Annotated in this window: 16 protein-coding genes; 14 read left to right on the forward strand and 2 right to left on the reverse strand. The window is 65.9% G+C overall.

Annotated elements, in window-relative coordinates; translation table 11 throughout:
- Nucleotides 1-76: 76 nt before the first annotated feature.
- The 3 genes from djlA (at nt 77) to ABNS06_RS08435 (ending at nt 4178) form a co-directional block, all read left to right on the forward strand.
- The gene (djlA, locus tag ABNS06_RS08425) at nt 77-859 is read left to right on the forward strand and encodes a co-chaperone DjlA (protein WP_348673860.1); all 783 of its coding nucleotides are present in this window, start codon (nt 77-79) and stop codon (nt 857-859) included.
- Nucleotides 860-979: 120 nt separating this feature from the next.
- Entirely contained in the window at nt 980-2422 is a 1443-nt protein-coding gene (locus ABNS06_RS08430; RefSeq protein WP_348673861.1) for an outer membrane protein transport protein, read from the forward strand.
- Nucleotides 2423-2627: 205 nt separating this feature from the next.
- A complete protein-coding gene (locus ABNS06_RS08435; protein ID WP_348673863.1) occupies nt 2628-4178 on the forward strand; it encodes a S8 family serine peptidase in 1551 nt (516 codons plus the stop codon).
- Nucleotides 4179-4197: 19 nt separating this feature from the next.
- On the opposite strand, the gene ABNS06_RS08440 is transcribed toward ABNS06_RS08435, so the two are convergent.
- Nucleotides 4198-5112: a hypothetical protein gene (locus tag ABNS06_RS08440; protein WP_348673864.1), complete on the reverse strand. Its 915-nt coding sequence runs from the start codon at nt 5110-5112 to the stop codon at nt 4198-4200.
- A gap of 223 nt (nt 5113-5335) precedes the next feature.
- On the opposite strand from ABNS06_RS08440, the gene ABNS06_RS08445 reads away from it, so the two are divergent.
- Complete coding sequence (locus tag ABNS06_RS08445) at nt 5336-6097, forward strand: hypothetical protein (protein ID WP_348673866.1); 762 nt, start codon at nt 5336-5338, stop codon at nt 6095-6097.
- Nucleotides 6097-6867: a DUF1571 domain-containing protein gene (locus ABNS06_RS08450; protein WP_348673867.1), complete on the forward strand. Its 771-nt coding sequence runs from the start codon at nt 6097-6099 to the stop codon at nt 6865-6867. Before ABNS06_RS08445 ends, ABNS06_RS08450 begins: the two co-directional genes overlap by 1 nt.
- 18 nt (nt 6868-6885) lie before the next feature.
- Here the strand turns inward: ABNS06_RS08450 and ABNS06_RS08455 are convergent, their stop codons facing one another.
- Nucleotides 6886-9384, reverse strand: a complete 2499-nt coding sequence (locus ABNS06_RS08455) for a TonB-dependent receptor (RefSeq protein WP_348673869.1) — start codon at nt 9382-9384, stop codon at nt 6886-6888.
- A gap of 305 nt (nt 9385-9689) precedes the next feature.
- On the opposite strand from ABNS06_RS08455, the gene ABNS06_RS08460 reads away from it, so the two are divergent.
- From ABNS06_RS08460 to ABNS06_RS08500, 9 genes are all read left to right on the forward strand, one after another.
- On the forward strand, nt 9690-14981 hold the full coding sequence (locus ABNS06_RS08460) for a carboxypeptidase-like regulatory domain-containing protein (protein ID WP_348673870.1): 5292 nt from the start codon (nt 9690-9692) through the stop codon (nt 14979-14981).
- Nucleotides 14982-15075: 94 nt separating this feature from the next.
- Nucleotides 15076-17121, forward strand: a complete 2046-nt coding sequence (locus ABNS06_RS08465; protein ID WP_348673872.1) for an efflux transporter outer membrane subunit — start codon at nt 15076-15078, stop codon at nt 17119-17121.
- On the forward strand, nt 17118-18317 hold the full coding sequence (locus ABNS06_RS08470) for an efflux RND transporter periplasmic adaptor subunit (RefSeq protein ID WP_348673873.1): 1200 nt from the start codon (nt 17118-17120) through the stop codon (nt 18315-18317). Before ABNS06_RS08465 ends, ABNS06_RS08470 begins: the two co-directional genes overlap by 4 nt.
- A complete protein-coding gene (locus ABNS06_RS08475; protein ID WP_348673874.1) occupies nt 18314-21454 on the forward strand; it encodes an efflux RND transporter permease subunit in 3141 nt (1046 codons plus the stop codon). Before ABNS06_RS08470 ends, ABNS06_RS08475 begins: the two co-directional genes overlap by 4 nt.
- Nucleotides 21455-21624: 170 nt before the next feature.
- Complete coding sequence (locus ABNS06_RS08480; protein ID WP_348673881.1) at nt 21625-22425, forward strand: ferredoxin--NADP reductase; 801 nt, start codon at nt 21625-21627, stop codon at nt 22423-22425.
- Nucleotides 22426-22504: 79 nt separating this feature from the next.
- Nucleotides 22505-22909: a DUF2946 family protein gene (locus ABNS06_RS08485; RefSeq protein WP_348673875.1), complete on the forward strand. Its 405-nt coding sequence runs from the start codon at nt 22505-22507 to the stop codon at nt 22907-22909.
- A 50-nt stretch (nt 22910-22959) separates the two neighbouring features.
- The gene (locus tag ABNS06_RS08490; RefSeq protein ID WP_348673876.1) at nt 22960-23856 is read left to right on the forward strand and encodes a hypothetical protein; all 897 of its coding nucleotides are present in this window, start codon (nt 22960-22962) and stop codon (nt 23854-23856) included.
- Nucleotides 23857-23899: 43 nt separating this feature from the next.
- On the forward strand, nt 23900-24793 hold the full coding sequence (locus ABNS06_RS08495) for an MbnP family copper-binding protein (protein ID WP_348673878.1): 894 nt from the start codon (nt 23900-23902) through the stop codon (nt 24791-24793).
- Nucleotides 24793-25678 (forward strand): cytochrome c peroxidase (locus ABNS06_RS08500; protein ID WP_348673880.1); only part of this gene is annotated, 886 nt, incomplete at its 3' end. The genes ABNS06_RS08495 and ABNS06_RS08500, both read left to right, overlap by 1 nt.

The raw sequence follows: 25678 nt of genomic DNA on the forward strand, positions 1-25678 counted from the left end.
TTCAACGCCGCCGGACCAGAGGGTCCGGCGGCGCCGTCATCTTTCCGGATGGTGAGCTGGCGTAGAATCCGGCGCCATGTTTCCCGCGATCCTGATTGGAGCCGTGCTCGGCTTCGCGTTCGGCCGGTTACCCGGCCTGATTTTTGGTGCGCTGGCCGGCTGGTGGCTGGGGCGGCAGCTCGGCCGGGTCTCGCCGACACGGCTGATCGCCGGTGCCGCGCAGCATCAGTTCCTGGAATCCACATTCGCGGTGGCCGGTGCGATCAGCAAGGCCGATGGCCGGGTCGATCAGTCCGAGATCGCCGCGCTGGAAACCATGATGCAGCGCTTCCGTTTTTCTCCGGATCAGCGCAAGCAGGCCATCGCCGCGTTCAATCGCGGCAAGCAGACCGGGTTCGATGTCGACGCCGAGGTCCGGCAGTTCCGCGCGACCTGCCGCGGCCAGATGCATCTGATCCAGGTCTTTCTGACCGCCCAGATCCAGGTTGCCATTGCCGACGGCCGGATTACCGATGCCGAACGTGAACTGCTTTTTCGCGTCGGGCGCGGTCTGGGTCTGTCGGAGCGTGATCTCGCGCGTCTGGATGCCTCGCTGCGCATGGCGCAGGGCGGTGGTGCGGCAGGCGGTCGCCGTCCCCCTCAGCGGGATGAACTGGCCGATGCCTACAAGATCATCGGGGTGGATTCCTCGGCCAGCGACGCCGAGGTGAAAAAGGCCTACCGCCGGCTGATGAGCGAACATCATCCCGACCGGCTGGCGGCCAAGGGGCTGCCCGAGTCGATGCGCGCTGTCGCCGAGCAGAAGACCAGCGAGATCACGCGCGCCTACGACCTGATCAAGCAGGCCCGGGCGTCCTGACGCCTCGCATCCGGATCGGCGGTGCTCTCGGGCCCGGGTGTCGGCTCCGGTGATGGCGGCGGTCGGGCTGGCCTGGTTTCTGCTGCCGGCTGGTTATCCCGACCCGGTTGGCGGAATCAGATGCGCAGGATTGTCGGAACGCTGGTTGGCCTGATGCTGGCGGGACTGTCTCCGGCCTGGTCCGCGGGTGGTTTCGCCTTGCCGTTTGATTCGGTGGGTGCCAGCGGCATGGGGTTCGCCGGTGTCGATGCCGCCGACTACGATCCCGGCGCCGCGGTGCGCAATCCCGCACTGCATGGTCTGGCACTGGAATCCGGCCTGGCGAGCGGGGCGCATTTCGCGCATCTGTCCACGCAGTTCGAGGGCGAGGCGGTTCGCGAGGGCACGGATGGCTCGACCATCAGCGGCGGCAACAGCGGCCGCAGCGGTCGTGTCGACGCACCGATTCCGGACTGGACCTGGACCCGGCGCCTGAACGAGCGCGTAGCCGTTGGTGCCACGCTGGCCGCACCCTACGGCACCTCCCAGCATCGGGATGCGGACTGGAAAGGGCGCTACAACGCCATCGACACGGTGATTCGCGGCATCGAGCTGACCCCCGGCGCCGCCTGGCAGATGACGCCGCGCATTCGTGTCGGCGCCGGGCTGCGGCTGCACTGGTTCGACTTTCAGTATTCGAACGATGTCGATCTGGGGGCCGTCGTCCAGCGCGAGGTCCAGGCGCGCACCGGCGTCGATCTGGTGACACCGGCCTGTCTCGTGGCTGGGGAGGACGCGCTGCCAGGTAAATACGATTTCCGGCACCGGGCCGAAGCCAGCCGTTTCGCCGCGGCCTGGCAGGCGGGCCTGCGTGTCGCGCTGACCGATCGTCTGGCGGCGGGGATGAGCTATCTCGCGCCGATCGAGCATGGTCTGGATGGCGAGGCGACCCGGCAGCGCCTGGGCTGGACCGTCGAGGAGTTCGAGAACGATCCCTGTTTCCTGACCACGCGAACGGCGTTGCTGGCGACGGGCGGGTCGTTCGAGGACGAAGTGGTCGCGCTGGTTCGGGCGGCGACGACGGATACCGGCTTCGGCCTCACGCTGACGCTGCCGGAGACCCTGTCCTCTGGTGTGACCTGGTCGGGTGAGCGCTGGACCTTCGCCGGCAGCCTGCGATGGACACGATGGTCCCGGTTCGACGAGGTCGTCATCCGCTTCGACAACGCCACGCCCACGATCCGCCGCCAGCTCGGGTTTCAGGATGCCTATCTGGTCGCGCTCGGGCTGCGCTACCGGCTCAACGAGCGCTGGACGCTGTCGACCGGCGTGGCGGGCGAGTCGGCCGCGGTCAGCGATGCGAATCGCAGCGCGAGTTCCGCCGATGCCGGTCGCCTCTACCTGACCGGCGGCTTCAGCTGGGTCGTGAACGAGCGGCGGACCGTGGACTTCAGCACCGGCGTGTTGCGCAGCCGTGAGGGCGAGGTCGACGACCTTGATCCGATGACCGGAAATCGCGTCACCGGTCGCTATCAGCCGCTGACATTGTTGTGGTTCGGTCTGCGAATGCGCTGGCGGATGTGATGGATGCGACATTCCGGTGATGTGATATCGCTCCCAGGCGCCAAAAGCGCAAGAGATCGGCGTTGAATTTGCATTGAATACGGCGTCGTGCATGGCGGCGTTGCCTGCACTATCGACCGTGTCGCGTCTTTCCGTCCGAATCGGATGGCGGGGTTGTGGCAGATGGAACTGCGGTTGATTTATCCGAATCGGGAGGATTCACGCGATGTTGAGGATGATTGCGCTCGCCGTGGTGGCGAGTCTGTACGTCAGTAGTGTCTCGGCGGCTGCCAAGCAGCGGGTCTGGATCGAGGTCAAGCCCGGAAAGATGGCCGCGGTGGCCAATGTGCTGGCCAGGGAGAAGAACCTGGAGCGGCATCACCGCTTCGACAGGATCAACGCATTCGTCGTCTCCGCGCCTGCGGGCGTGATTGACCGGTTGCGCCGGAACAGCCGGATTCTGTCCATCGAGCCGGACGTCAAGCGCTATCCGATGGCGCAGGAAGTGCCTTATGGCATCGACATGGTGCGTGCGCGCGATGTCTGGGACCTGGATCGTGACGGTGTGATCGATCCTGGTGCCGCGACCGGCGCCGGGGCCACCGTCTGCATCATCGACTCCGGCATTTCCGCCGCGCACGATGATCTTGCCGGCCTGAATCTGGTCGACGGGACGCCAACCGGCTGGGATACCGATACCTGCGGTCATGGTTCGCATGTCGCTGGCACCATCGCCGCCGTGCACAACGACATTGGTGTGGTCGGTGTGTCGCCGGGCAAGGTGAACGTGATGATCGGCAAGGTTTTCGACGGCGCGGAATGCGCGTGGTCCTACTCGTCCACGCTCGCCGACATCGCCTTCCAGTGTGCGGAGGCGGGCGCCAACGTGATCAACATGAGTCTCGGCGGCGGTCGTGCCCAGCGCATGGAGGAAGCGGCGTTTGACTGGATCGAGAGCGTCGGCACGCTGTCCATCGCGTCGGCCGGGAACAGCGGTACGCGAGCCTACAATTACCCCGCGAGCTATTCCTCGGTGGTGTCGGTCGCGGCGGTGGACGACACCATGTCTGTGGCCCGCTTCTCACAGAAGAACGACGCGGTGGAACTGGCGGCGCCCGGCGTTGGCGTGCTGAGCACCGTGCCGTACACCGAGCAGGCGGACCTGGAAGTGGCCGGCACGGTTTACGCGGCCAACGCGCTGGAGAATGCGGCCTACGGGATGGTGTCGGGTGCGCTGGCCTATGGCCGTCTGTGCAAGCGTTCGGCCTCCTGGAGTGGGCGGGTCGTCCTGTGCGAGCGCGGTGACAACTCCTTCGCCGAGAAGGTCGCGGCCGTCGAGGCCGGCGGCGGAGCCGCCGTCGTGATCTACAACAACGAGCCGGGCGAGTTCCTGGGCACGCTGGGCGAGGACAGCTCGTCAATCCCGGCGATTACCATTTCCCAGGAAGACGGCACCGCGCTGCTGACGTCCATGGGTGTCGATGCGACCGTCACGACCCTGCTGAACGAGTACTCATACGAGTACTACAACGGCACGTCGATGTCGGCGCCGCACGTGTCCGGCGCCGCCGCCGTGTTGTTCAGCAGCAATCCCGGCCTGACCGGGAGCCAGGTGCGCGAGGCGCTGACGGCCACGGCCATCGACCTGGGTCGACCCGGCGTGGACGACGCCTATGGCTACGGTCTGATCGATTTGTATGCGGCCTGGCAGTATCTCGGCGGCGGTTCCAGCCCGGTGGTCGCGCCGGCAACGGTTGCGCCGACGGCGACGCGTTAACGGCTAACCGCGGGCCGGTTCAGGGAAATCGGCGCGTCAGCGATGCGATTAAGCCATCGCGTGACGCGCCGTAGCCGAGCTCGCCCTGCAGGTTCCAGCCGTTGTGCATGTCCCAGTTGGCGCCGAGCACGTAGCTCCAGGGATCCCGATTGCTGATGTCGGCGGTCAGGGTCACGACCGTGCCGCCGTCGGGCGTCTGCACGTTGACGCTGCGGCTGAACGCCACGCTGGTGTCGATGTGCAGCCCGCCAACGTAAACCGCGAGTTCGCCGTCGTCGCCCAGATTGAAGCGGCGGCCCACGCGAGGTGTGAGTGCCAGGGTTTCCATCGGCGAGTCGGACGTGTCCAGATCAGCCCAGGTGAAGGCCGCGCCGCCGATCGCGAAGTAAGGGCCGCGGCCAAGCGCGAGCAGGGCGCCAAGCGTGTAGACCTCGCCTCCGGGGTCCTGCTTTCCGACCGCGGTGAAGGTCTGGTCGCAAAGCGCCGGGCGCGGGGAGGCGTCCGGGTCGCAGCGGCTCTCGTCTCCGACGAACGCGACGATGTCCTCTCCATCCACGGTGACATTCGTGCTCAGGCTGTTGTCGGCGGTGCCGATCTGCGCAAACACGTTCACGAACGGGAGCAGCCAGGCGTCGGCGCGCAACTGGAGTTGACGGTTGGTCATCTCGGAGTTGTCGGACTGGATGAAATCGATCCCGCCGCGGCGACCATCGTCGGCGGAGATCTGCAGCTCGTCGATCTGGATATCGTGGCTGTAGCCCACGTAGATCAGGCCGACGCCGAAGCGCGGGGGCAGTGTCACGCCGCGTTCGGCGGCCAGGCGCTCCCACAGCGAGGGCTCGTCGGTTTGCTCCGGGGCCTCCTGTGCGGAGGCGGTGGCGAGGGCTGCGAGGCAGGTGACCGACGAGAAGACCAGGTTGCGGACTGTTTTCATTGCCGTTCCTCCGGATGCGGCGTACGTGGACTGGCAGACGGCAAGAATCTTGCCGTCGCATGCAGCGTGCGTTCCCGAGGCCCGGCGCCGGTTCGACTGCTGGCGCTTGAGGTCTATGACCGGTCGCGGCGGTTCGGGTTCAGCGGCGGCGGCCTGAATCGTGTTAACAAGCCCTAAGACTGGCCATGGCAGGCAAACGAGGTGCATCGAAATGAAGGGTCTGATGGCGAGAGCCGTTGCTAGCCGCCGGAACGAGTTCCGGTCCCGGGCATCCATCCGATGCGGTCTGCTGCTGGTGTTGGGGATGGTGGCGCCGTCGGTTCAGGCGTTCGATTTCGACCGGCTGCGCGATGCGTCGCAGGCCGACTTCCGAGCGATTGCCGAGGATGCGGCCAACGCGTACCAGTTTCGCCAGTGGCAGCACATTCGCCCGTTGACCGGGTACTGGGGGCTGGGTGCTGGCGTGTTCTCCGCGTCGTCGGTGCAGCATGACGATGCCTGGTCGCGCGTGTTCGGACAGGACACGTCCCTGCTCGGGCAGATCGGCGCGGCGGGCGAGATCGCCTTCGACTCCGGCTGGTCGGTTGGAGCGACCGCCGCCGCCATCCCGGATTCGGGTTATGGCGTGCTTGGCGCGAGTCTGGGCTGGACCTGGCCGGTCGCGGGGCAATCCGGCTGGGAGATCGCCGCGCGCGGAGCCTACTCCTCGATGATCGGCGAGAACGATGTCGAGCTGGATACCGTGGGCGTGGATCTGGCGTTGCGCCGTCGGCTCAGGGTCATGACCGTCTACGGAAGCGCTGGCTGGTCCACGAGCCGCTTCGATGTGTCCTTCGATGAATCGGCGCTGGACGCCGAAACAGTTGACGCCGGACGTCTCGCAATCGGTTTGTCGCGATGGCTGGGTGCCATATTCGTGAACGGCGAGGCCAGCGCGGGGTCCGATTACGTGAATGCGACGCTGTCCGTGGGGTTCGGAATCTGATGACCAGGATGGTTTTGACGGTTGGGCTGGCCTGGATGCTGGCCGTTCCGGTTGTTGCCGGTGCCGCCGACGATGAGCCGGCTGTCTCCAATCGCGACCAGGCCGCGGCCATGCTTCGCCGTTTCGTCGGCGAGGTTGAAGGCTTTGACGCCTACACCGCGATCATGACCAAGCAGCAGCGCATCGAGGGTGAACTCCAGCCCGTCGAAACCCTGTTCATGAAGCATCGGCGGGCGCCGGAATGTCGGTACATGAAGTGGTTGCCCGGCCCCGAGGAGGGGCGCGAGATCATCTTTTGCGCCGAGCGCTACAAGGGCAAGATCAAGTTTCACCAGCCAGGCTTTTTCGGGTGGACCATGTCGCTGGACCCGGACGGGTCGTTCGTGAAGCGATCAGGCAATCTGCGGCCGCCAACCGAGGGTGGCATCTTCAATCTGGCCGAGCGCCTGCAGCTGGGCATCGAGGCCCAGCGTTCGGAGGCCGAGTCGGACGGTGATGAACCGGATGTAGCCATCTCCGCGATCACGGTTCACGATGCGCCGGCTCGCTGTCTGCTGCCGGCCGGACCGCCGCCGGACGACGGGCATGCGCCGTATCCGATCGGCAAGCGGGAACTGTGTTTCTATGACGACAACGGCCTGCCTGCGCAGATTCGCATGTGGCACGAAGACGGGCGGCTGATGGAGCACTACAGCTTTCGGGATTTCGCGGTGAATCCCGGCCTGAGCGATGCCGACTTCGATGTCGACAACGAGGACTACGACTTCTGATGCCTCCGGGCGCCTGAATCAGAACTCCAGGGTGATCGCGCCGTAGACCCGGCGCCCGACAGTGGTCGTGACCGCACCATAGTTGCCCGTCGCCACCGGCATGTCCGTGACCTGACTCAGCACGCGCTCGTCGGTGATGTTCTGCAGGGAAACCGTCACGCCCCAACTGCGATCGACGGCGCCGATGGACAGGCGCGCGTTGTACGTGATGCTGTCGTCCTGAAGGGTGGCGGGATCGAGGTCGACATCCAGAAACCGTTCGCTGATGTAGTTCGCTTCCAGATTCACCATGAATCCCCAGGATGGTGAGAATCCGGGGAGGAGCAGCTTCGGCAGTACGCTGAATGACCACTTTGGTGCGTTCTGCAGGGTCTTGCCGGTGAGGTCCTGCGTGCTTTCGTCGCTGAACGCCGGGGCGGGTGCGTTGGGGTAGCTGGTGTAGTAGGCGTCGGTATACCCGACGCTGGCGTCGAGTTCGAAGGCCCGGATGGGGGGCAGCCAGCGCAAGTCGGCTTCAAACCCGCGCGTGCGCGCCGCCGCCGCGTTCAGTACCGAAAATGCCGACCCCGTGAACGACGACACCTGGAGGTCTTCGAAGTCGGTCTGGAAGAAGGCGATGTTGGTGTGCAGGGTGTTGTTCAGGAGCCGCGCCTTGTAGCCGATCTCGTAGCTGTCGGCGCGTTCGGGTTCGAACTCCAGGTTTTCGTCATTGAGCGGCAGGCCGTTGAATCCGCCGCTCTTGAATCCGCGCGCCCAGAGCGCATACGCGGATGCGCGTTGCCCGAAGTCGTATCGCAGCCCCAGTTTCGGCGAGAGCTCGCTCTCGGATCGGGACAGCGATGATTGATGATTGGACTGCCCGATCACCGCCGGAATGAAGATCGCGCCATCGGGAGCGGTGGAGGTCAGGAAGGCATCCTTCTTCTCCTGGCCGACGCGCAGACCGACGATGGCATGCAGGTTGGTGAGAATTTCGGTCGTGATCTGTCCGAACAGCGCCATGGACTGCTGTTGTTGCGACAAGGTCAGCAGTACGTTCTCGTTCTGGCCCTGGAGGGCGAAGATCTCGTCGGCCAGGGGGGACATGACGATCTGGGTCAGGGCATCCACCACCACCGGAGGGATCGGGATGCCGCCACCGAGCGTCGGCGTGGGCACGACATCGCCACCCCCCGGGTTGTCTGCCTGATTCGCGAGCACAAGGCCCGCGAGTGCGCCGAGATCCTCGATTTCAATGAATTCGTTGTTGTAGGAATCGGCGTCAAAATAGTACGCGCCGAGAATGAACTCGGTTTCTCCAAACAGACCGAACAGGCTGTCGGAAAAACCACTCAAGCGAAATTCTTGCGAGTACTGCTCGTAGGGGCTGGGTTCCTGCAGCGTGTATTTGATCGCCGGCACGGGCGAGAAATCGAAGTCGATGTCGCGCTGTATCGTCGTGGTGCGGGCGTAGCCGGACACCGAGGTCAGATCGATGCTCGGGATACCCAGCCAGCCATTGATCGGATATTCGACCAGGGCCTGCGCCGAGCGCGTCTCGACCTTGGCGAAGGCCGGGACGTTGCTGGAAACCAGATCGTTGCGCGGGTTCGTCTCCACATCGGGATCGAACTGCTGCATGTACTCGAAGACGGTGGGTGTCAGGCTGGCGATCTGAAAGGCGTTGTTGTTGAACGACTGATTGGCGATGTTCGCGCCCAGCACGATGCGCCCGCCGTAGCCGAAATCGGGCAGCTTCCATTTGATCCGGCCGTAGGTCGCGACGAAATCCGCTTCAGGCCGCTCGAGAAACGTGTTGTAGAGCAGGCCGTCGATGCCGTAGGACGCACCCGCAATCCGGATCGCCGAGGTGTCGGAGACCGGGATCGTGACGCCGCCCTGCGCGATGCGCTGATCCAGATTGTCGGTACCGACCAGCCTGATCGAGGCCTCGCTGTACGGTTCGGGATCGCGCGTGGTCAGGTTGAGTACGCCGGCGATGGTGTTCTTGCCGAACAGCGATCCCTGGGGGCCGCGAATGACTTCGAACTGGCCCACGTCGTAGAGCATGGTCGACAGGAAGGTCGATCGACCGTAGTAAACGCCATCGATGACGGTCCCCACGGAGGACTCGGCGCCCAGATTGGAGATGGTGGTCCCGTAGCCGCGGATGCGAACCTCGCTGAGGTACGGCGACACCTTCATGGTGAGGTTGGGGACGTAGTTGTTGACGTCGTTGGGCAGCAGCACGTTGGCCTCGGCCAGCTTCTCGCCACTGATCGCGGACACCGATGCGGGAACCTCGCGCAGGGTTTGCCGGGTCTTCTGCGCGGTGACGACCAGCTCCTCCAGCTCGACGGGATCGGCGTCCATTTCCGTTGGCACATCCTCGGGATCGAGCGCGGCGACCGGTATGGTCGGCACGGTTTCGATCTCGTCGGTATCCGATTGCGCCGTTGCCGTTTGTGGCAGCACCAGCCCCATCCCTGCGATCGTGCAAAGTGCGCGCAGCCGGCGCATCGTGCTCGATTCGATCATGACCCCACCCCGTGCATCGCACCCGAAACGGGCGCGAGTTCCCTGGAAACTGAACGAACTGTTTGTCGATTAAGGCACCGTTCTTGCAACATGGCCTGATAGCGTCGTAGGCACAGGTTGCGACGGTCTGGGAAGTCGTAGGCAAGAATCAGGCAAACATGGTGTTTCAGGTGGCGGGATGCCACCCGACCATTGACGGTTAACGAAAGTCCAGGGGACCGCCCGGGGAGTAGGTGATGTCTTTTCGTGGTTTGCGGTGGGTGCAGGCTGGAATGGTCTGCGCGGCGTTGGCGCTCACGGGCTGTATGTCGCCCGATGAAGACGACACGCTCAATGAAGTGACGACACTGTCCGGCACGGTGACCGGCACGGTGCTCGACAGCAACGGCAGCCCGATCGAGGGTGTTCTCGTCCGGTACACGGGTGCCGTGACCAAGGCGGCGGTGTCCGCAACGACCAACGACGCGGGGCAGTTCGAGCTGCCTGGTGTCGTGGTTTCCGGAACATCCAGCGTCGGCACCAACGACGCCAACGGGCCGATCACGCTGGTGCTGGACACCGGTGAGCTGGAGCAGCCTCACATGGGCGCCACGGTTCTGGTCAGCCCCGATGCTGACGTGATCGCCAACCCGGGTGATGATCCGGTGTTCATCGACAACTTCAATGTCGATACTGGGCCGGTCCGTCTGCCCGCGCTGAACACCGAGGTGCGGGGCACCGTACGCAACGTTGACACTGGCGCCGCGGTGCCTGGCGTGCAGGTTACGCTGGAATTCCAGGGCGTGGAGTTCGATCAGGACGGTAACGTCGGGGTCGCGGCGACCTACGATTCCGGAGCCAATCGCACCGCCACGACCGATGACGGCGGGCTGTTCAGCTTCGCCGATGTCTACGCCGATTCCTGCGTGCGGGTCTCAGTGGGCGGGCACGAGATCGTGACCACGGCGGCATCGCTGCCGAGTTGCACCGAACTGGACGACGAGGACACCGACACCTCGTCCATCGCCTTTGCCACCACGAACGATGGCGGGGTCATGGATCTGGCCACCGTGACCGTGGACCCGTATCCCAACGGCGATGGCATCCCGCCGCATGTCGCGTCCACCGATGGCGTGGTCGACGACAGCGTCAGTCCCGCTCCGCTGGCCAGCCGCATCGACGGCGTGGCGCCGAACGGGTTCGTGGTCGAGTTCAGCGAACCCTTGCAGGCGGGCATGGATGCCGATGATGCACTGGTGTTGATCGGCGAGGCGCCGACGCAGACATCGGTGACGGTCGCCGCGGCCTCGGTGTCCGGCAGCACGGTGACGGTGGAGACCGATGCCGCCCTGCCTGCCGGCGAACGCGTGCAGCTGTGGCTGGCGCGCGAGGCCCTGCTGGACAGCGCCGGCAACATCGCCGCGCCGTCGGCGGAGGTCGCCTACGACGGTCTGAGCGGTGACAACGCCTATCTGGTGCTGGACTACCGCAGCTTCAGCTCGCCCGACCTCTCGCCGCCGCGCGCCCTGGGTGTCGCCGGTGTGGCCGACCCGGCCATGAGCCCGGCGACGCTGGATGATGCCGTGACCGGTGTGGTCTCCGCCCCGATTGTCATTAGCTTCAGCGAGGCGCTGAAGGACATCGTCGAACCGGGTGACGTCACCGTCGAGCTGGATACCGGTTTCGCCAGCGTGCTGACCACTGAGCTGGTCGGCGAGAGTCAGTTGCAGATCGCGCTGGACGAGCCGTTGCCAGCTGGCAGCGAGGTCACGGTGCGCATCGATCGCGGCGAGCTGCAGGATGCCGAAGGCAACGGCATCGTGCTCAGCGACGATCTGGCCTACGACGGTTTCACCGGCGCGAGCGCCGAGTTCTTCACCCTGTTCCTCGCCACCACCGGTGCCGACGATGAGCAGGCGCCCTTCGTGGAATCCACCGACGGCGTGATCGATCCCGCCGTGAGCCCGGCGCCGCTGGCCTCAGGGATCGACGGGACCGGTGCGGGCGGCTTCGTGATCCGCTTCAACGAGACCTTGCAGGCTGGGCTGGATGCCAGCGACGTCACCGTGCTCGTTGGGCCGTCCGGCAGCCAGACGACGGTTGCCGTGGCGACGGCCACGGTGTCCGCCGCGACGGTCACGGTCGAGACCGCGGCCGCGATCGGTCCGGGTGAACAGGTTGAACTGCGACTGAACCGTGATGCGCTGCGCGACACCTCGGGCAACGTCGCGGTGCTCAGCGACGAGGTCGCCTACGACAGCTTCAGCGGGTCGAGTGCCGAATTGGTGCTGAGCTATCGCACGGCCGGCGCGCCGGATACCGAGGCGCCGACCGCAGCCAGCGTCACCGGCGTGGCCGATCCGTCCACCCGCCCCGCGGAACTGGACGACGTGATCACCGGGCTGGCGGCCGCACCGCTGACCGTGGTGTTCAGCGAAACCATGCAGGACATCGTCGAACCCGGTGATGTCGCGGTGCAGGTCGAGGGTGGCGCCGTGGCCGTCAGCACCGTTGAACTGATCGGCGGCAACGAACTGCAGATCGTGCTGGACGAGGCGTTGCCCGACAGCGGCGATGTCACCGTGCTGATCGCGCGCACGGAACTGCTGGATCTCTCGGGCAACGGCATCGCGCTGAGCGACGCGCTGGCCTATGACGGCTTCACCGGTCCGGAAGCCACGCTGTTCACGCTGTTCCTCACCACCGGCGAGGCTGCCGACGAGGAGCCGCCGTTCGTGGAATCCACCGACGGCGTGGTTGACGAGGGTGTGACACCCGCTCCGCTGGAAAGCCGGATCGATGGTGCCGCCCCCAATGGCTTCGCCATCGTGTTCAACGAGGCGCTGCAGCCCGTGCTCGACACCGGCGACGTGATCGTGCTGGTTGGCGAGTCCGGCGATCAGGCCTCGATGACCGTGGCGTCGGCTGGCATCTCCGGTGACACCGTGAGTGTCGAGACGGCCGGCCCGATCGCGAGTGGACAGCTCGTCGAGGTCTGGCTGGCGCGTGAGGCGTTGCTCGATACCGCCGGCAATGTGGCGGTGCTCGGAGCCGAGGTGGCCTATGACGGTTTGAGCGGTGACAGCGCCTACCTGGTGCTGAGCTATCGCACTGCCGCGGTGCCCGATACTGGCGCACCGATGGTCGACGGAGTCGATGGCGTGCTTGATCCGCTGCGCAGCCCGGCCGAGCTGGATGCCTCGGTGACCGGCCTGGCCGCGGCACCGCTGGTGGTCCAGTTCAGCGAGGCCATGCAGGACATCATCGAACCCGGTGACGTGACCGTGGAACTCGATGCCGGCGTTGCCAGCGTGCTGACCACGGAACTGGTCGGCGACACCACGCTGGAGATCACGCTGAGCGACGCGTTGCCCGCGGGCAGCCAGGTCACCGTGCGCATGCCGCAGGGACAGTTGCTGGATGTCGTCGGCAACAGCATCGATCTGAACGACAACATCGCCTACGACGGCTTCACCGGTGCCAACGCGCAGTTCTTCACGCTGTTCCTCGCCACGGGCGGGGCCGCGGATGATCAGGCGCCGTTCGTCGAGACCACCGAAGGCGTGGTCGATGAAACCGTGGACCCGGCTCCGCTGGAGTCGCGCATCGACGGAACCGGCGCCAACGGCTTCGTCATACGGTTCAACGAGAGCTTGCAGGCCGGCTTCGATGCCGCCGACGTGATCGTCGAGGTGGGCGCAGGCGATGAGCAGTACCTCGCCGACATCGCCTCGGTGTCGCTGATGGGCGATACGCTGACGGTCACGGTGATGAATCCGATCCCGCAGTCCACTCCCGTGGACGTGCTGCTGGCGCGCGAAGCGCTGGCTGATCCGGCGGGTAACGTGGTCGTCGAAAGCCCCGAGGTGGCCTACGACAGCATCAACGGCACCAGTCAGTATCTGGTGCTGGCATTCACCACGTTCACACCGGCGGATGCCACGGCGGAGGCGCCTGTGATCACCGGGCAGGCCGCGACCACGCTGTTCCCGACCGATGGCGCCCATCTGACGACATCGGCGATGCTCGATACGGTCGCCGCGGACAGCGAGGACATCCGCGTGGCCCGTGAGCCCAACGGCGCAGCCATCGGTTACGCCACGGCCCTGGGCCAGACGGACGGGCTGGAACAGCTCAATGCGCCGGAGGCTGACGCACCGCTGAACGACCTGCTGGACGCCATCGAGACATCCACGCGGACGGTGTTCACCGGTGTGGCCCGCGTTTCGATCGCCACCAGTCCGAATGCGGCTGACTATCTGGTCAGGCTGGAGCGGACCAACCAGCCGCTGGACGTGCTGTTCTTCCCGGTCTACACGGGTTCCGGCGTGCCGGCCAATAACGGTCCGACGTCGTTCGGCGCGCTGACCTACGTCATCGATGACGGTGGGGCGAGCAGCTTCGACCTGATCATCGCTCCGCGTGGTGACGAACCGCAGCCGGGCGACGTGCTGACGATCACCTCCCGTGCGCCGGGTGGAGCGGTTGGTGGCGCGGCGACCATGGCGATGCTCGATGTCTCGCCGCCGACCGTGTCATTGCAACTGTTCGATGAGTTGATCGCCGGCGCGCAGGGTGAAGGCACCACGGGTGGATCGGGCAGCGCCATCGTCGACAACGGTCCGGACACCGCGTCCACCGTGCTGTACTCGATCACGCCGCAGGCCGCTGACGTCAATGACGCCGAGGCCGGTTTCGCGAACGACGACTGGAAGGGTCCCGACGAGCTTCAGGGTCTGTCCAACGCCTTGCTGGAGACCTTCGCCGGCACGCTGGGCACGACCGCGGCGGTCGGTGACGCCGACGGCACCGCCGCCTTCCTCCAGACGTCACCGCGTATCGGCATCGCCGTGACCGAGCAGATCGCTCCGATCGGCGCGCCGGTCACGACGAACGTCAGCGCGACGCTGTCGAATCTGACCGCGCTCAACGGTCTGGTCGGCGAGGACGGCACCACCAGCAACGTCGCGGCCTTCGATGTCGATGACATCTTCACGCTCCAGGCCGACGCTCGTGACGGTGACGCCGAGATCGCGCTGACCGGTGCCATCGAGGACATGGACGCCAACGCCCCGGATGCGGACACGCGGGCCTTCGTGCTGCTGCGCGACCAGACCCCGCCGCTGATGTCGCTGGCGTTCTACGACGGCACGAACTTCGTGTTCCGCTTCAACGAACCGGTGCGGGCGACGGGCAATATCGTGTTCCAGGATTGCGACGTGGCCGGTCCGAGTACCGCGAATGTCACGGTCGACCTGTCCTCGACCGCCGACAGCAACGCCGATCTGACCCAGGATGTCAGCCAGTCCGGTGACGGGACCACGTTCACCGTACAGGCGCATGTCGTGACCGATCAGCTGGGTCTCCAGGCGGAGAGCGTCTGCTTCGATCTGCCGGCCTATGCCGAGACATCCTACGAACTGGGCAATCTGGGCGGACTGACTGCACTGGGTTCGGTCAATCCGACGCCGACCCATGGAGTCGTGACCTATGTGCAGGTGCCGGACACCGCGGCGGATGCCGGCAACGGGGCCATCGACAACACCTGGGCCAACTGGGCCGTGAACGGATTGGGGATTACCAATCCACGCTTCGCAATGGCGGACATCCGGCCTTAATCGCCTCTTGTTGACGATGCGAATGAACGGTCCGCCTGATCCGAGGAGGTCGCTGGCTCATGGTCAGCGGCCATCCTCGTGGTTCGCAGTCGTGATGGCTGCGACGCTGGCCTCCGGGTGCGCCATCTTCCAGCACGAGCTGCCCGAGGAGAGCACCGAGCTGCTGCCCGAGATTCCCGAGCAGTGGACGACCGAGCCGAGTGGCAGCCTGGTCAGCGAGGCTGGCTGGCTGGCCGATTTCGATGACCCGCAGTTGACGTCGATCGTGGTCGAAGCCTGGACGCAGAACAACAACCTGCTTGGCGCGATCGCGAAGCGCGACGGCAACGCCGCGCTGGCGGAGATCGAGGTCGCGGGTGCCCGCCCCACCGTTGATCTGCAAGCCACGGCGGGTCGCCAGAAGGTCATTAACGACTTCCTGGGCGATTCCAACGTGATCCCCGAGCGGGTGCATGTGTCCCGGCTCAAGCTGGGGCTGGGTATCAGCTGGGAGCTGGATGTCTGGAGCCGCGTGCTCGACGCCGGCAACGCGGTGGAAGGCGAAATCCGCGCCGCGTCGCTGGACCTCGTGGCCGCCAAGCACTCGCTGGCTGCCCAGGCCGTGTTGCGCTGGTACGAGCTGGCGGAATCGAGGGCACGGGCCGAGCTGCTGCAAAGCATGGCCGAGCTGCGTGGCGATCAGGCGGTGATGATCAAGGAGCGCTACGACGCCGGCCTGACCACCGCCGCGGAGTTGCAGCAGGCAAGGGTGATCGAGGCGCGGGAAGCGGCCGCCCTGCAGGCGGCGGAGATGGAGGTCGACAAGGCGGCCCGCGAGCTCGAAGTGCTGCTCGGCCGGTACCCGTCGGGAGCCATCGAGGCGGGTGAGGTGCTGCCATCGCTGCCGTCACTGCCGGAGACGGGTGTCCCCTCTGAGCTGCTGGAGCAGCGTCCGGATGTCCGCGCCGCCGAACTGCGTCTGAGAGCGGCCGACGACAAGCTTCGCTCGGCCAAGAAGAACCTGCTGCCGCGTTTCTCGATCTCTGCATCCGGTGCGTCGCAGGCCAAGTATCGTGACCTGTTGTTCGACGACGATTCCTTCATCTGGTCGCTGGGTGGAGGCGTGTTTCAGCCCTTGCTGGCCGGGGGGAAGATCCGCGCCGGCATCGCCGCGCAGCGCGCCTTTCTGATCGAGGCCATCCATTCCTACCAGGGCAAGGTGCTGACGGCGTTTCGCGAGGTGGAGGATGCGCTGTCGGCCGATCAGGCACTGGGCGAGCAGAGCCTGCGGCTGCGCGAGACGTTGCAGCTTATCGAGGACGGACAACGTGACATCGAGGAACGTTTCCAGCGGGGCTCGGTGGATGCGCGCACGCTGCTGACCGCCCGCGCGAACACCTTGCAGGCGCGGCGCGAGCTGATGGATATCGACATGGCGCGGCTGAAGAACCGGCTGGCGCTTTATGTGGCGCTGGGGGCCGCGCCCATTCTTGAGGACGAGGGCGCATTCGATTCGGCCGAACCCGCCGAACCGGTTGAAGTGTCCGAGCCCGTGGCGTCCGTCGACTCGACGGAGGAGGCCGTGTCGGAGGCGCCCATGGATTCGAGCGAAATCACCGAACCCGTGGCGTCCGTCGATCCGACGGAGGAGGCTGCGTTGGAGGCGCCCATGGATTCGAGCGAAATCACCGAACCCGAGAACTCGGAGGACGTGCTTGCGCCGGAGCCCGTTGCGCTGGAAACGCCGGTCCAACAGGACGGGCAGGCGGATGCAGATCTGGAACCGGCCGAGACCGTGGCTGACGGAGACGCGGTCGAGGTGGTGGACTCGGCGGCTGAATCCGCAGATCTGGTCGAGGCCGATGAATCGCAGGAAGAGCCGACCGAACCCGTCGAGGTTTCCGAGCCGGCGCAAACGCTCAAGCCGGGCGACGCGGCCGAGGCCCCCGGGGAGGCCGCATCGAATGATGCGGATGACGTCGGGGAGACCGCCGAGTCGGTTGAAGCGGTCGAGGCCGATGATCCGGTTGAGCCCGCGGAGTCGCCGGGTACACCTGTCGCGTACACCGGTGTCGACGCCTGTGGTGAACGGTCGGATATCGGGGGCGTCGACGCCTGCGTGCTGTCTTCGTCCGCGGCACTGAATTGGGGACCGCTATGAACACGGAAGCAACCACGTCGTCCGGCGCGGATGCCGCTGATTCCACGCCATCCTGGAAGCGCCAGGCACTGGTCGCGGTGCTGATTCTCGCGGTGTGCGTTGTCGCCGCCGTGATCCTGATCAAGAGCCGCAAGCCGGCCGAACCCGAGGAGGCGCTGGCGCCTCCGCCGCTGGTGTCGGTCGTGATCGCCGAGTCGGAATCCCTGGTGATTCCGGTGGAGGTCCAGGCCACCGTGCGCGCCACCGGCGACACCGAGATCGCCCCGGAGGTTTCCGGTCGTGTGATCTGGATGGCGGACAACTTCGTGCCCGGCGGCGTATTGCAGCCTTCGCAGCCGCTGCTGCGCGTCGACGCGCGGGATTACCAGTTGTTGCTTGATCAGGCGCGTGCCCGGGTCGCGCAGGCCGAGCGGGCCCTCGCTCAGGTCGAGGTCGAGGCCGAGCAGTCGGTCCGGGAATGGAATCGCTACGGGCAGGGCGAGCCCCCGCCGCTTGCGCGCCGCGAACCCCAGCTCAACGAGGCACGCGCCGCGCTGGCCACCGCGCAGGCCGATGTGCGCCGGGCCGAGCTGACGGTGGCACGCTCGGAAGTCCAGGCGCCGCCGTATCGGGGGCGCGTGCAGGGCGTGGCGATCGGGCTCGGGCAGTTCGTGTCCCCGGGGCGCCCCATCGCCAAGGTATTCCCCGCCGACGAGCTGGAAGTGCGCCTGCCGCTGACCGACAAGCAGCGCCAGTTGCTCGGTATCGAGGGTCTGGGCGGGCCGCTGGAGGAGCCCCTGCCAGTCAAGCTCACCGCCAACAGCAATGGTCGCGCACGGACCTGGTCCGCCGGGATCACCCGCGTGGAATCGACGTTCGATCTGCGCACGCGGCTGGCCTATGCCATCGCCGAGGTGAATCCGGATCAGGCGCTCGACGATCTGGCGCCTGGCCAGTTCGTCAACGCGAGGATCGAGGGCGCGGGGTTCGACGACGTCTTCTCGCTGCCGCGTGCCGCGTTGCTGCCGGACAATCGGCTTTATCTCGTGGACGGGGACTCACGGCTGCGTGTTCGTGATGTCGACGTCGTATTCCGGGATGATGAGCGGGTTGTCGTGGGCGGGGGATTGGAGAACGGTGAACAGGTCATCGTGCGGCCTCCGGAATATCCGGTGGAAGGCATGATCGTGACGACGCGAACGGCCACCACGCCGTGATCGCCTGGTTTGTCCGGCACAGGGTCCCGGCGCAACTGCTGACCCTGCTGCTGCTGGTGGGTGGCCTGTGGGCGGCGCCCAACCTGCAACGCGAGGTCATCCCCGCCATCAAGCTGCAGCGCGTGCAGGTCACGGTGGCGTATCCGGGCGCCGGTCCCGACGAGATCCAGTCAGGTCTGCTCATTCCCCTGGAAAACGCGATCACCGAGGTCAACGGTGTCGATCGCACGGTCTCGCTGGGCCTGGAGGGCGTGGGGATCGTCGTCGCCGAAATCGATCCGAAGATGGATGTGCGACCGGTGATGGAGGCGATCGACAGCCGGGTCAAGGGCGTGGTCGATCTGCCGGAGGGGGCGGAGTCGCCGCATGTCACCGAGCTGTTGCTGGAGATGCCCGCGATTTATCTGACCGTCTATGGCGCGGTGGATGAGCGCACGCTGAAGACCCTGGGCACCCGTGTCCGTGACGAGGTCCTGTCGCTGTCGCCGGTGACCCGCGCCAAGCTCGCCAACGTGCGGGCCGACGAGATCGCGATCGAGTTGTCGGAAGCGGCGATGACCGAGTACGGCATCAGCTTTGATCTGGTCGCCGAGATGATTCGCCGTTCGTCGCTGGACGTTCCCGCCGGCGAGCTGCACACATCAACCGGCGGCGTGCTGCTGCGAACCAACTCCAAGGCGCGAACCGCCGAGGAGCTGTCCGGCATCGAACTGGTGGCCGGGCCCGACGGCAGCCGGGTCGTGGTCGGCGATGTCGCCAAGGTGACCGACGGGTTCGCCGACACGGATCGCTCGGTCCGTTTCGACGGGCAGCCGGCGGTCACCGTCCAGGTCTTCCGGGTCGGCGATCAGGACATCGTCGAAGTCACCGACGCGGTGAAGGAGTACGCCGCCGAACTGCGGCCACAGCTGCCGGAAGGCATCCAGGTGGCGCTGTGGCGCGATTTCTCCAATCTCTACCGCAGCCGGGTGGACACGCTGGTGCGCAACGGCCTCCAGGGCATGTGCCTGGTCTTCCTGGCGCTGATGCTGTTCATGCGGCCGCGGGTCGGTTTCTGGGTCACCGGCGGCATCGTGCTCACGTTCATGGGCACGCTGCTGGGCATGTACATGCTGGGCGTGTCCCTGAACATGGTCACGCTGTTCGGCTTCCTGCTCGTGCTGGGCACGCTGGTGGATGACGGCATCGTCGTTGGCGAGGCGATCTTCGTCGAGCATCAACGCGGGCTGCCCGGGCCGGAGGCCGCGATCGTCGGGACCCGGCGCGTGTTCTGGCCGATCATCGTCGCGGTACTGACCAATATCCTGACCTTCGCGCCGCTGATGTTCCTGCCGGGCGTGCAGGCGCAGATCTGGGCGTTCGTGCCGATGATTGTCGTGATCGCGTACGTGGTCTCGCTGTTCGAGTCGATGCTGTGCCTGCCGGAGCACTTGTCCGGGCTGAAGCCCGAGCGGCGTGACGCGCGTGGACTGGCGTGGCTCAAGCGCGTTCAGCAGATGGTGGCCGACAGCCTCTCCCGATTTGCCAGCGAGGTGTATCAGCCGGCGCTGCTCAAGGCGCTGACCTGGCGCTGGGCCACGCTCGCCGGCTTCGTCGGCATCATGGTGCTGACGCTGGGGTTGCTGATTGGCGGCAAGGTGAAGATCGTGTTCTTCCCGCTGGTTGCCGCGGATTCCGTGATCGTCGACATCACGCTCCAGGGTGGCGTTCCGGTTACCGAGACCGAGGCCGCGGTGCGCGAGGTGGAATCCCGGCTGCGGTCGGTAGCGGACCGCGTGGACAATGGCGCGGGCCTCGACAGCGAACCGACGATTCGTCATCTGATGCGCTCCATCGGCGAGGCCTCCGATGGTCTGGGCATCCGCGTCCGCGAGGGCACCAACGCGGCGCAGCTGTTCGTGGAACTCGCGCCCTCCGAACATCGCAAGGTCGACACCCCGACGCTGATCGAGCACTGGCGCGAGGCGGTCGAGGGCGTGCCCTATGTCACGTCGATCAACTTCGACTATTCGCTGAACCAGCCGGGTGCGGATATCGAGATCGCACTGTCCTCGCGGGACGATGAGATCCTCGCGGCGGCGGCGGCCGCGCTCAAGGAGCGTCTGGCTCGCTACCCTGGCGTGCACGAGGTCAGTGATTCGGAGCGGCCGCCCCGTGACGAGATCCAGTTCTCGCTGCGTAACGAGGCGCAGGCCTTGGGGCTGACCAGCCTGGATCTTGCTCGCCAGGTGCGTCAGGGCTTTCTCGGTGAGACCGTGCAGACCATCCAGCGTGGACGCGAGGAAGTGCCGGTCGTCATTCGCTACGACGCGGAGAGTCGCCGTTCGGAGAGCGCGCTGGAAGCCATGCAGGTCCGCACCCGCGACGGGGTCGCGATCCCGCTGGCGAACGCCGCGATCCTCAAGTCGGAGAAGACCAGCACCAGTGTCACGCGGGTCAATCAGCGGCGGACCAACATCGTCACCGCCAACGTCAATCGCGACGAGGGCAACACCTACCGGATCCTCGACGACCTGAAGCTGAACTACCTGCCGGAACTGTTGCGGGAGTACCCGGGACTGCACTGGGGTTTCATCGGCGCCCAGCAGGAGCAGGGTGACGTGATCCGCGGATTGGTGATGTACGGCGGCGCCGCCATCCTGCTCGTGTTCTGCGCGATCTCCATCCTGTTCCGCTCCTACGTGCAGACCCTGGTCGTGTTCGGCGTGCTGCCGTTCGCCGTCGTCGGCGCGATCTTCGCCCACTTCGTGTTCGGGCTGACGCTGAGCATGCTGTCCTTCGCCGGTATCGTCGCGGCGCTGGGTGTCTGCGTGAACGATTCGGTGGTGCTGATCGACTACATCAATCGCGCCCGGCGAGAGGGCATGAGCCGTGACGAGGCGATTCGCACCGCCGGCGTGCTGCGCTTCCGCCCGATCGTGCTGACGACGCTGACGACCTTTGTCGGTCTGTCGACCCTGCTGATGGAACGCTCCACCCAGGCGCAGGTGCTGATTCCGATGGCCACGTCGCTGGCCTGGGCGGTGCTCATCACCACCTTCATCGCGCTGTTCCTCGTGCCGGTGCTGGTGAGCCTGGTGTGGGTGGATACGCCGGAGCTGGCGGGTTCACCGGAGCCGGGTGGCCACACAGGCTGATCCTGGCGTGGACGCTTGTGTTGCTGAACACGCCGTTTGCTTGATGTGAATCAACGGGCGGCCGTTTGACTCGCGCGAAAGTTGGGTTCCGGTCGTGATGTTTCAGGAGCACAACGGTGACGTCATCAGCAGCGGTCGTCGAATCCGTCGAGCAAGTCAGCCCAGAACGCGTGAAGGCGCGTCCACCCCGGTCCGAGACGGGTCCCACGGAGGAGACGGTGCTGGAGGTCCACCACTGGACCGACCGCCTGTTCAGCTTCCGCACGACGCGACGTTCCGGTCTGCGTTTTCGCAGCGGCCAGTTCATCATGATCGGCCTGATGGTCGAGGGCAGGCCGCTGATGCGCGCCTACAGCATCGCCAGCCCGAACTATGACGACCATCTGGAGTTCTTCAGCATCAAGGTGCCGGACGGGCCGCTGACGTCGCGGCTTCAGGCCATCCAGCCCGGCGATTCGGTGCTGGTGTCCAGAAAGCCGGTCGGCACCCTCGTGCTGGACGATCTGCGTGACGGCGAGAACCTGTACATGCTCGCGACCGGCACCGGGCTCGCGCCGTTTCTGAGCCTGATCCGTGATCCGGAGGTCTACGACCGCTTCGAGCGCATCATCGTCGTCCACGGCGTGCGCCGTGTGCAGGATCTGGCCTACCGCGACCTGCTTGAGCGGGCGTTGCCCGAAGACGAACTGATGGGCGAGATGGTCCGCGGACACCTGCTGTACTACCCGATAGTTTCCCGCGAACCGTTCGAGCATGCCGGCCGCCTGACCACCGCCATCGACAACGGTCAGCTCGCCCGTGATCTGGGCTTGCCGCAACTCAACGCGCAAAGCGACCGCGTGATGATCTGCGGCAGCATGGCGATGCTGAAGGATGTCCGCCAGCGGCTGGACGCCACTGGTTTCGAGGGTTCGCCGCGTCAGGGCGTGCCGGGCGACTACGTGTTCGAGCGCGCCTTCGTGGATAGCTGAACCGGCGTCGTGACGGGAAAAATCGCGCCTCCCAGGTCAATCCCATCGTGCGCCCGAATGCTAGACTGAAGAGATGATGATGCGTCACCGCCGTTTGGCCGCCACGCTCGCCGTGCTGGCCATTCTGTCGCAGCTCTTCCTGCCGATGCTGCATGCCAGCAGTTGGGCGCGGGACAATGGTGATGCGCGTCTGTATGCCTTCTGCGGCACCGGTTCCCCGGAGTTTCTCGCCAAGCTGCGAGAGGTTTCGCCCCAGCTGGATTCCGGTGCCCAGGATCACGGCCAGCGGCTGGCCGAAGGTTGCCCGCTGTGTCTGACCGTCGCGGCGGTGGCCTCCGCACTCATGGCCGGCGCTGTGTGCGTGTTCGCACTGCAGCGACGCTCGGCCACCGCAATATCGTTCCCGCGACTCCGGCGTCTGTCGGTGGCCATGTTGCGGCCCTACCAGTCCAGGGCTCCGCCCGCTCTCTCCTGCGCGTTCTGATTCGATAGCGAACACGTTGGTCGCGTCCGCGGCCTCAACGCAGGAATTCCATGATGTCCATTGTCCGGCTGGCCGTGTCTGTCGGCCTGCTTGCCGCCGTGGCGGCGCCACAAGCCGTGCTGGCTTGTTCCACCTGCAAATGCGGGGACCCCACCATCACCCTGATGGGTCAGGAAAAGGGCTTCTCCGGTCGACTTCGGCTGGGTGTGGACGCCTTGTGGCGTACCGAAACCCAGGGTGCGGGGGCGAACCGCTCCGAAACCGAGGAGACACGCTACACCCTGGGTGCGGCCTACAGCTTCGGTGAGCGTCTGACCGCCGCGGTGCAGCTGCCCTTCGTCGACAAGACGCTGACGCAGAGCAATCTGGACCGGCAAAGCGCCAGCGGTCTTGGCGATGTCGATCTGTCGGCCCGCTACCGGTTGTGGAAGCAGGGGCCGATGTCGGGTCGCCGGCTGGCGGGTGTCAGCCTGGGCCTGCGCCTGCCGACGGCGGAGACGGTACGGGATGGTTCCGGCGCTCCGCTGGACATCGATGTGCAGCCCGATGCCGGTGCGCCGGCCGGGCGGTTCGGTGGCTGGTACGCCTGGCACCGGTTCCCGTGGTTCGCGACGGCCTCGTTGCAGGCCTATCTGTTCGGTGACGGCGAGCAGGGGTTCGAACCCGGCCACGCCGTGGTCGGAAGCCTGTTGAGTCAGTACGCCCTCACTCCGAAATTCGCGCTGGTCGGCAGCCTGGACGGCCGCCATGCCCAGCGCAATCGCTTCGATGGGGAGTCCGATCCGGATTCCGGCGGCACGCTCGTCCTCGCTAGCGCGGGCATTGCCCTGCGGGCGACGGAGGAGCTGGTCATTCGCGCCCTCGGGCAGTGGCCGGTCATCGATGCGCTTTACGGCGAGCAGACACAGGACCCATCGATCCGTGTCGGGCTCGCCTACGACTTCTGATTGCGTCCCGTCATCACGGGACCAACCCAAGGGAATTAGGGATATGCGGACTACGAAATGCTTCGCGGCGGCCATGGCCGCGCTCGTGCTGGTCGCTTGCAGCGACGATGACGGTGATGGCATGTCCACCAAGGCCGTGACGGTCACGTTCGAGCCGACGGTCGCCGGTCAGGCGCCGGCCTGCAATGGTCAGTACCTGGCCAGCGTCGGCGATCCGGTCGTGGATTACCAACTGGTCGAGTACCGCTGGTACGCCAGCGATTTCCACCTGCGGACCGCGAGCGGCGACGCGACACCGATCCTGCTGGATGACCGCGGCGATGGCCTTCAGTACCAGGGCGAGACGCACAACGTTTCGCTGCTGGGCTTCGTGTCGGGCTGCGACACTGGGGATGCCGAACCGGCGAGCAACTTCACCGTCACCGGCACGGTGCCGGAAGACGACTACACCGAGCTGTGCTTCACCCTCGGCGTGCCGTTCGACTTGAACCACAGTGACCCCACCGCCGGCGACACGCCCAGCCCGCTGAATCTGCCGGCGATGAACTGGAACTGGAAGGGCGGTCGCAAGTTCGTCCGTTTCGACGGCTTCGGCGACCCGAGCGGCGTGAACAATCGCTTCAACCTGCATCTGGGCAGCACCGGCTGTGACAGCGCCTCGGCCACCGAGCCGCCGAGCGAGCCTTGCGGCGCCCCGAACACGCCGACGTACTGCTTTGCGCTGGGTGCCAGTGCGCAGTACACGCCGACGGTGTCGGTTGATCCGGCGCGGGTGCTCGATGAAGTCGACATCCGGACCAACACCGAAGGCACGGCCGCGGGCTGCATGAGCTTCATCGACGATCCGGAATGCGAAACGATCATGCCCAAGTACGGCCTGAGCTATTCGTTGAACGGTTCGACGGTGCCGGCCGGCACCCCCAGCCTGTTCCAGTGATGCGGCGTCCGGGCAAAGCGGCGCTGCTGGCGCTGGGTGTGCTGTTCGGTGGCTGTGGTGGCGGGGGCGATGATGCTCCCGCCGCCGCGGCGTTCGTGTTCGATCTGCCGGCGCATTTTCCGCAACCGAGGATTCCGGCGGACAACCCGATGACCGTCGAGAAGGTCGCGTTGGGGCACCGGTTGTTCTACGACCAGCGCATCTCGGTCAACCAGGTCGGCTCCTGCGCCAGTTGTCACGAGCAGCGCCATGCGTTCACCGATCGCCGCGTCACGTCCGTCGGACCGACGGGCGATGTGCACAACCGCAATGCCATGAGCCTGACCAACGTGGTCTACAACGCCAGGCAGAACTGGGCGAACCCGACGCTTACCGACCTGCGGCAGCAGGCCGTGGCGGTGCTGTTCAACGAGGATGTCATCGAGCTGGGCTGGGCCAATCACGAGGACGAGATTCTCGACCGGCTGCGTCTGGATGCGGACTACCCGTCCCTGTTCGCCGCGGCTTATGGCGACGCGCAGGATCCGTTCACGGTCGACAACGTGGCCAAGGCCCTGGCGAGCTTCGCGGCGACGCTCATCTCCGGCGATTCGGCCTTTGACCGTTCCGAGCGCAGCGTCGACCCCGAGCCGTTGTCCGCCTCGGCGCAACGCGGTCGCGAGCTGTTCTTTTCCGAGCGACTGGAATGTTTCCATTGCCACGGTGCGTTCAACTTCGCCCAGTCCGTGCAGCACAACGGATCGGTCATCGAGACCATCGAGTACAAGAACAACGGTCTCTACAACATCGCCGGTCCCGGTCCGGGGCTGCCGCTGGAAAGTGGCAACTATCCGGCCGGCAACCAGGGGCTTTACGAGTTCACCGAAAACCCGGCCGACATGGGCA

This window comes from uncultured Abyssibacter sp., assembly GCF_964000955.1.
GTDB lineage: Bacteria > Pseudomonadota > Gammaproteobacteria > Nevskiales > OUC007 > Abyssibacter.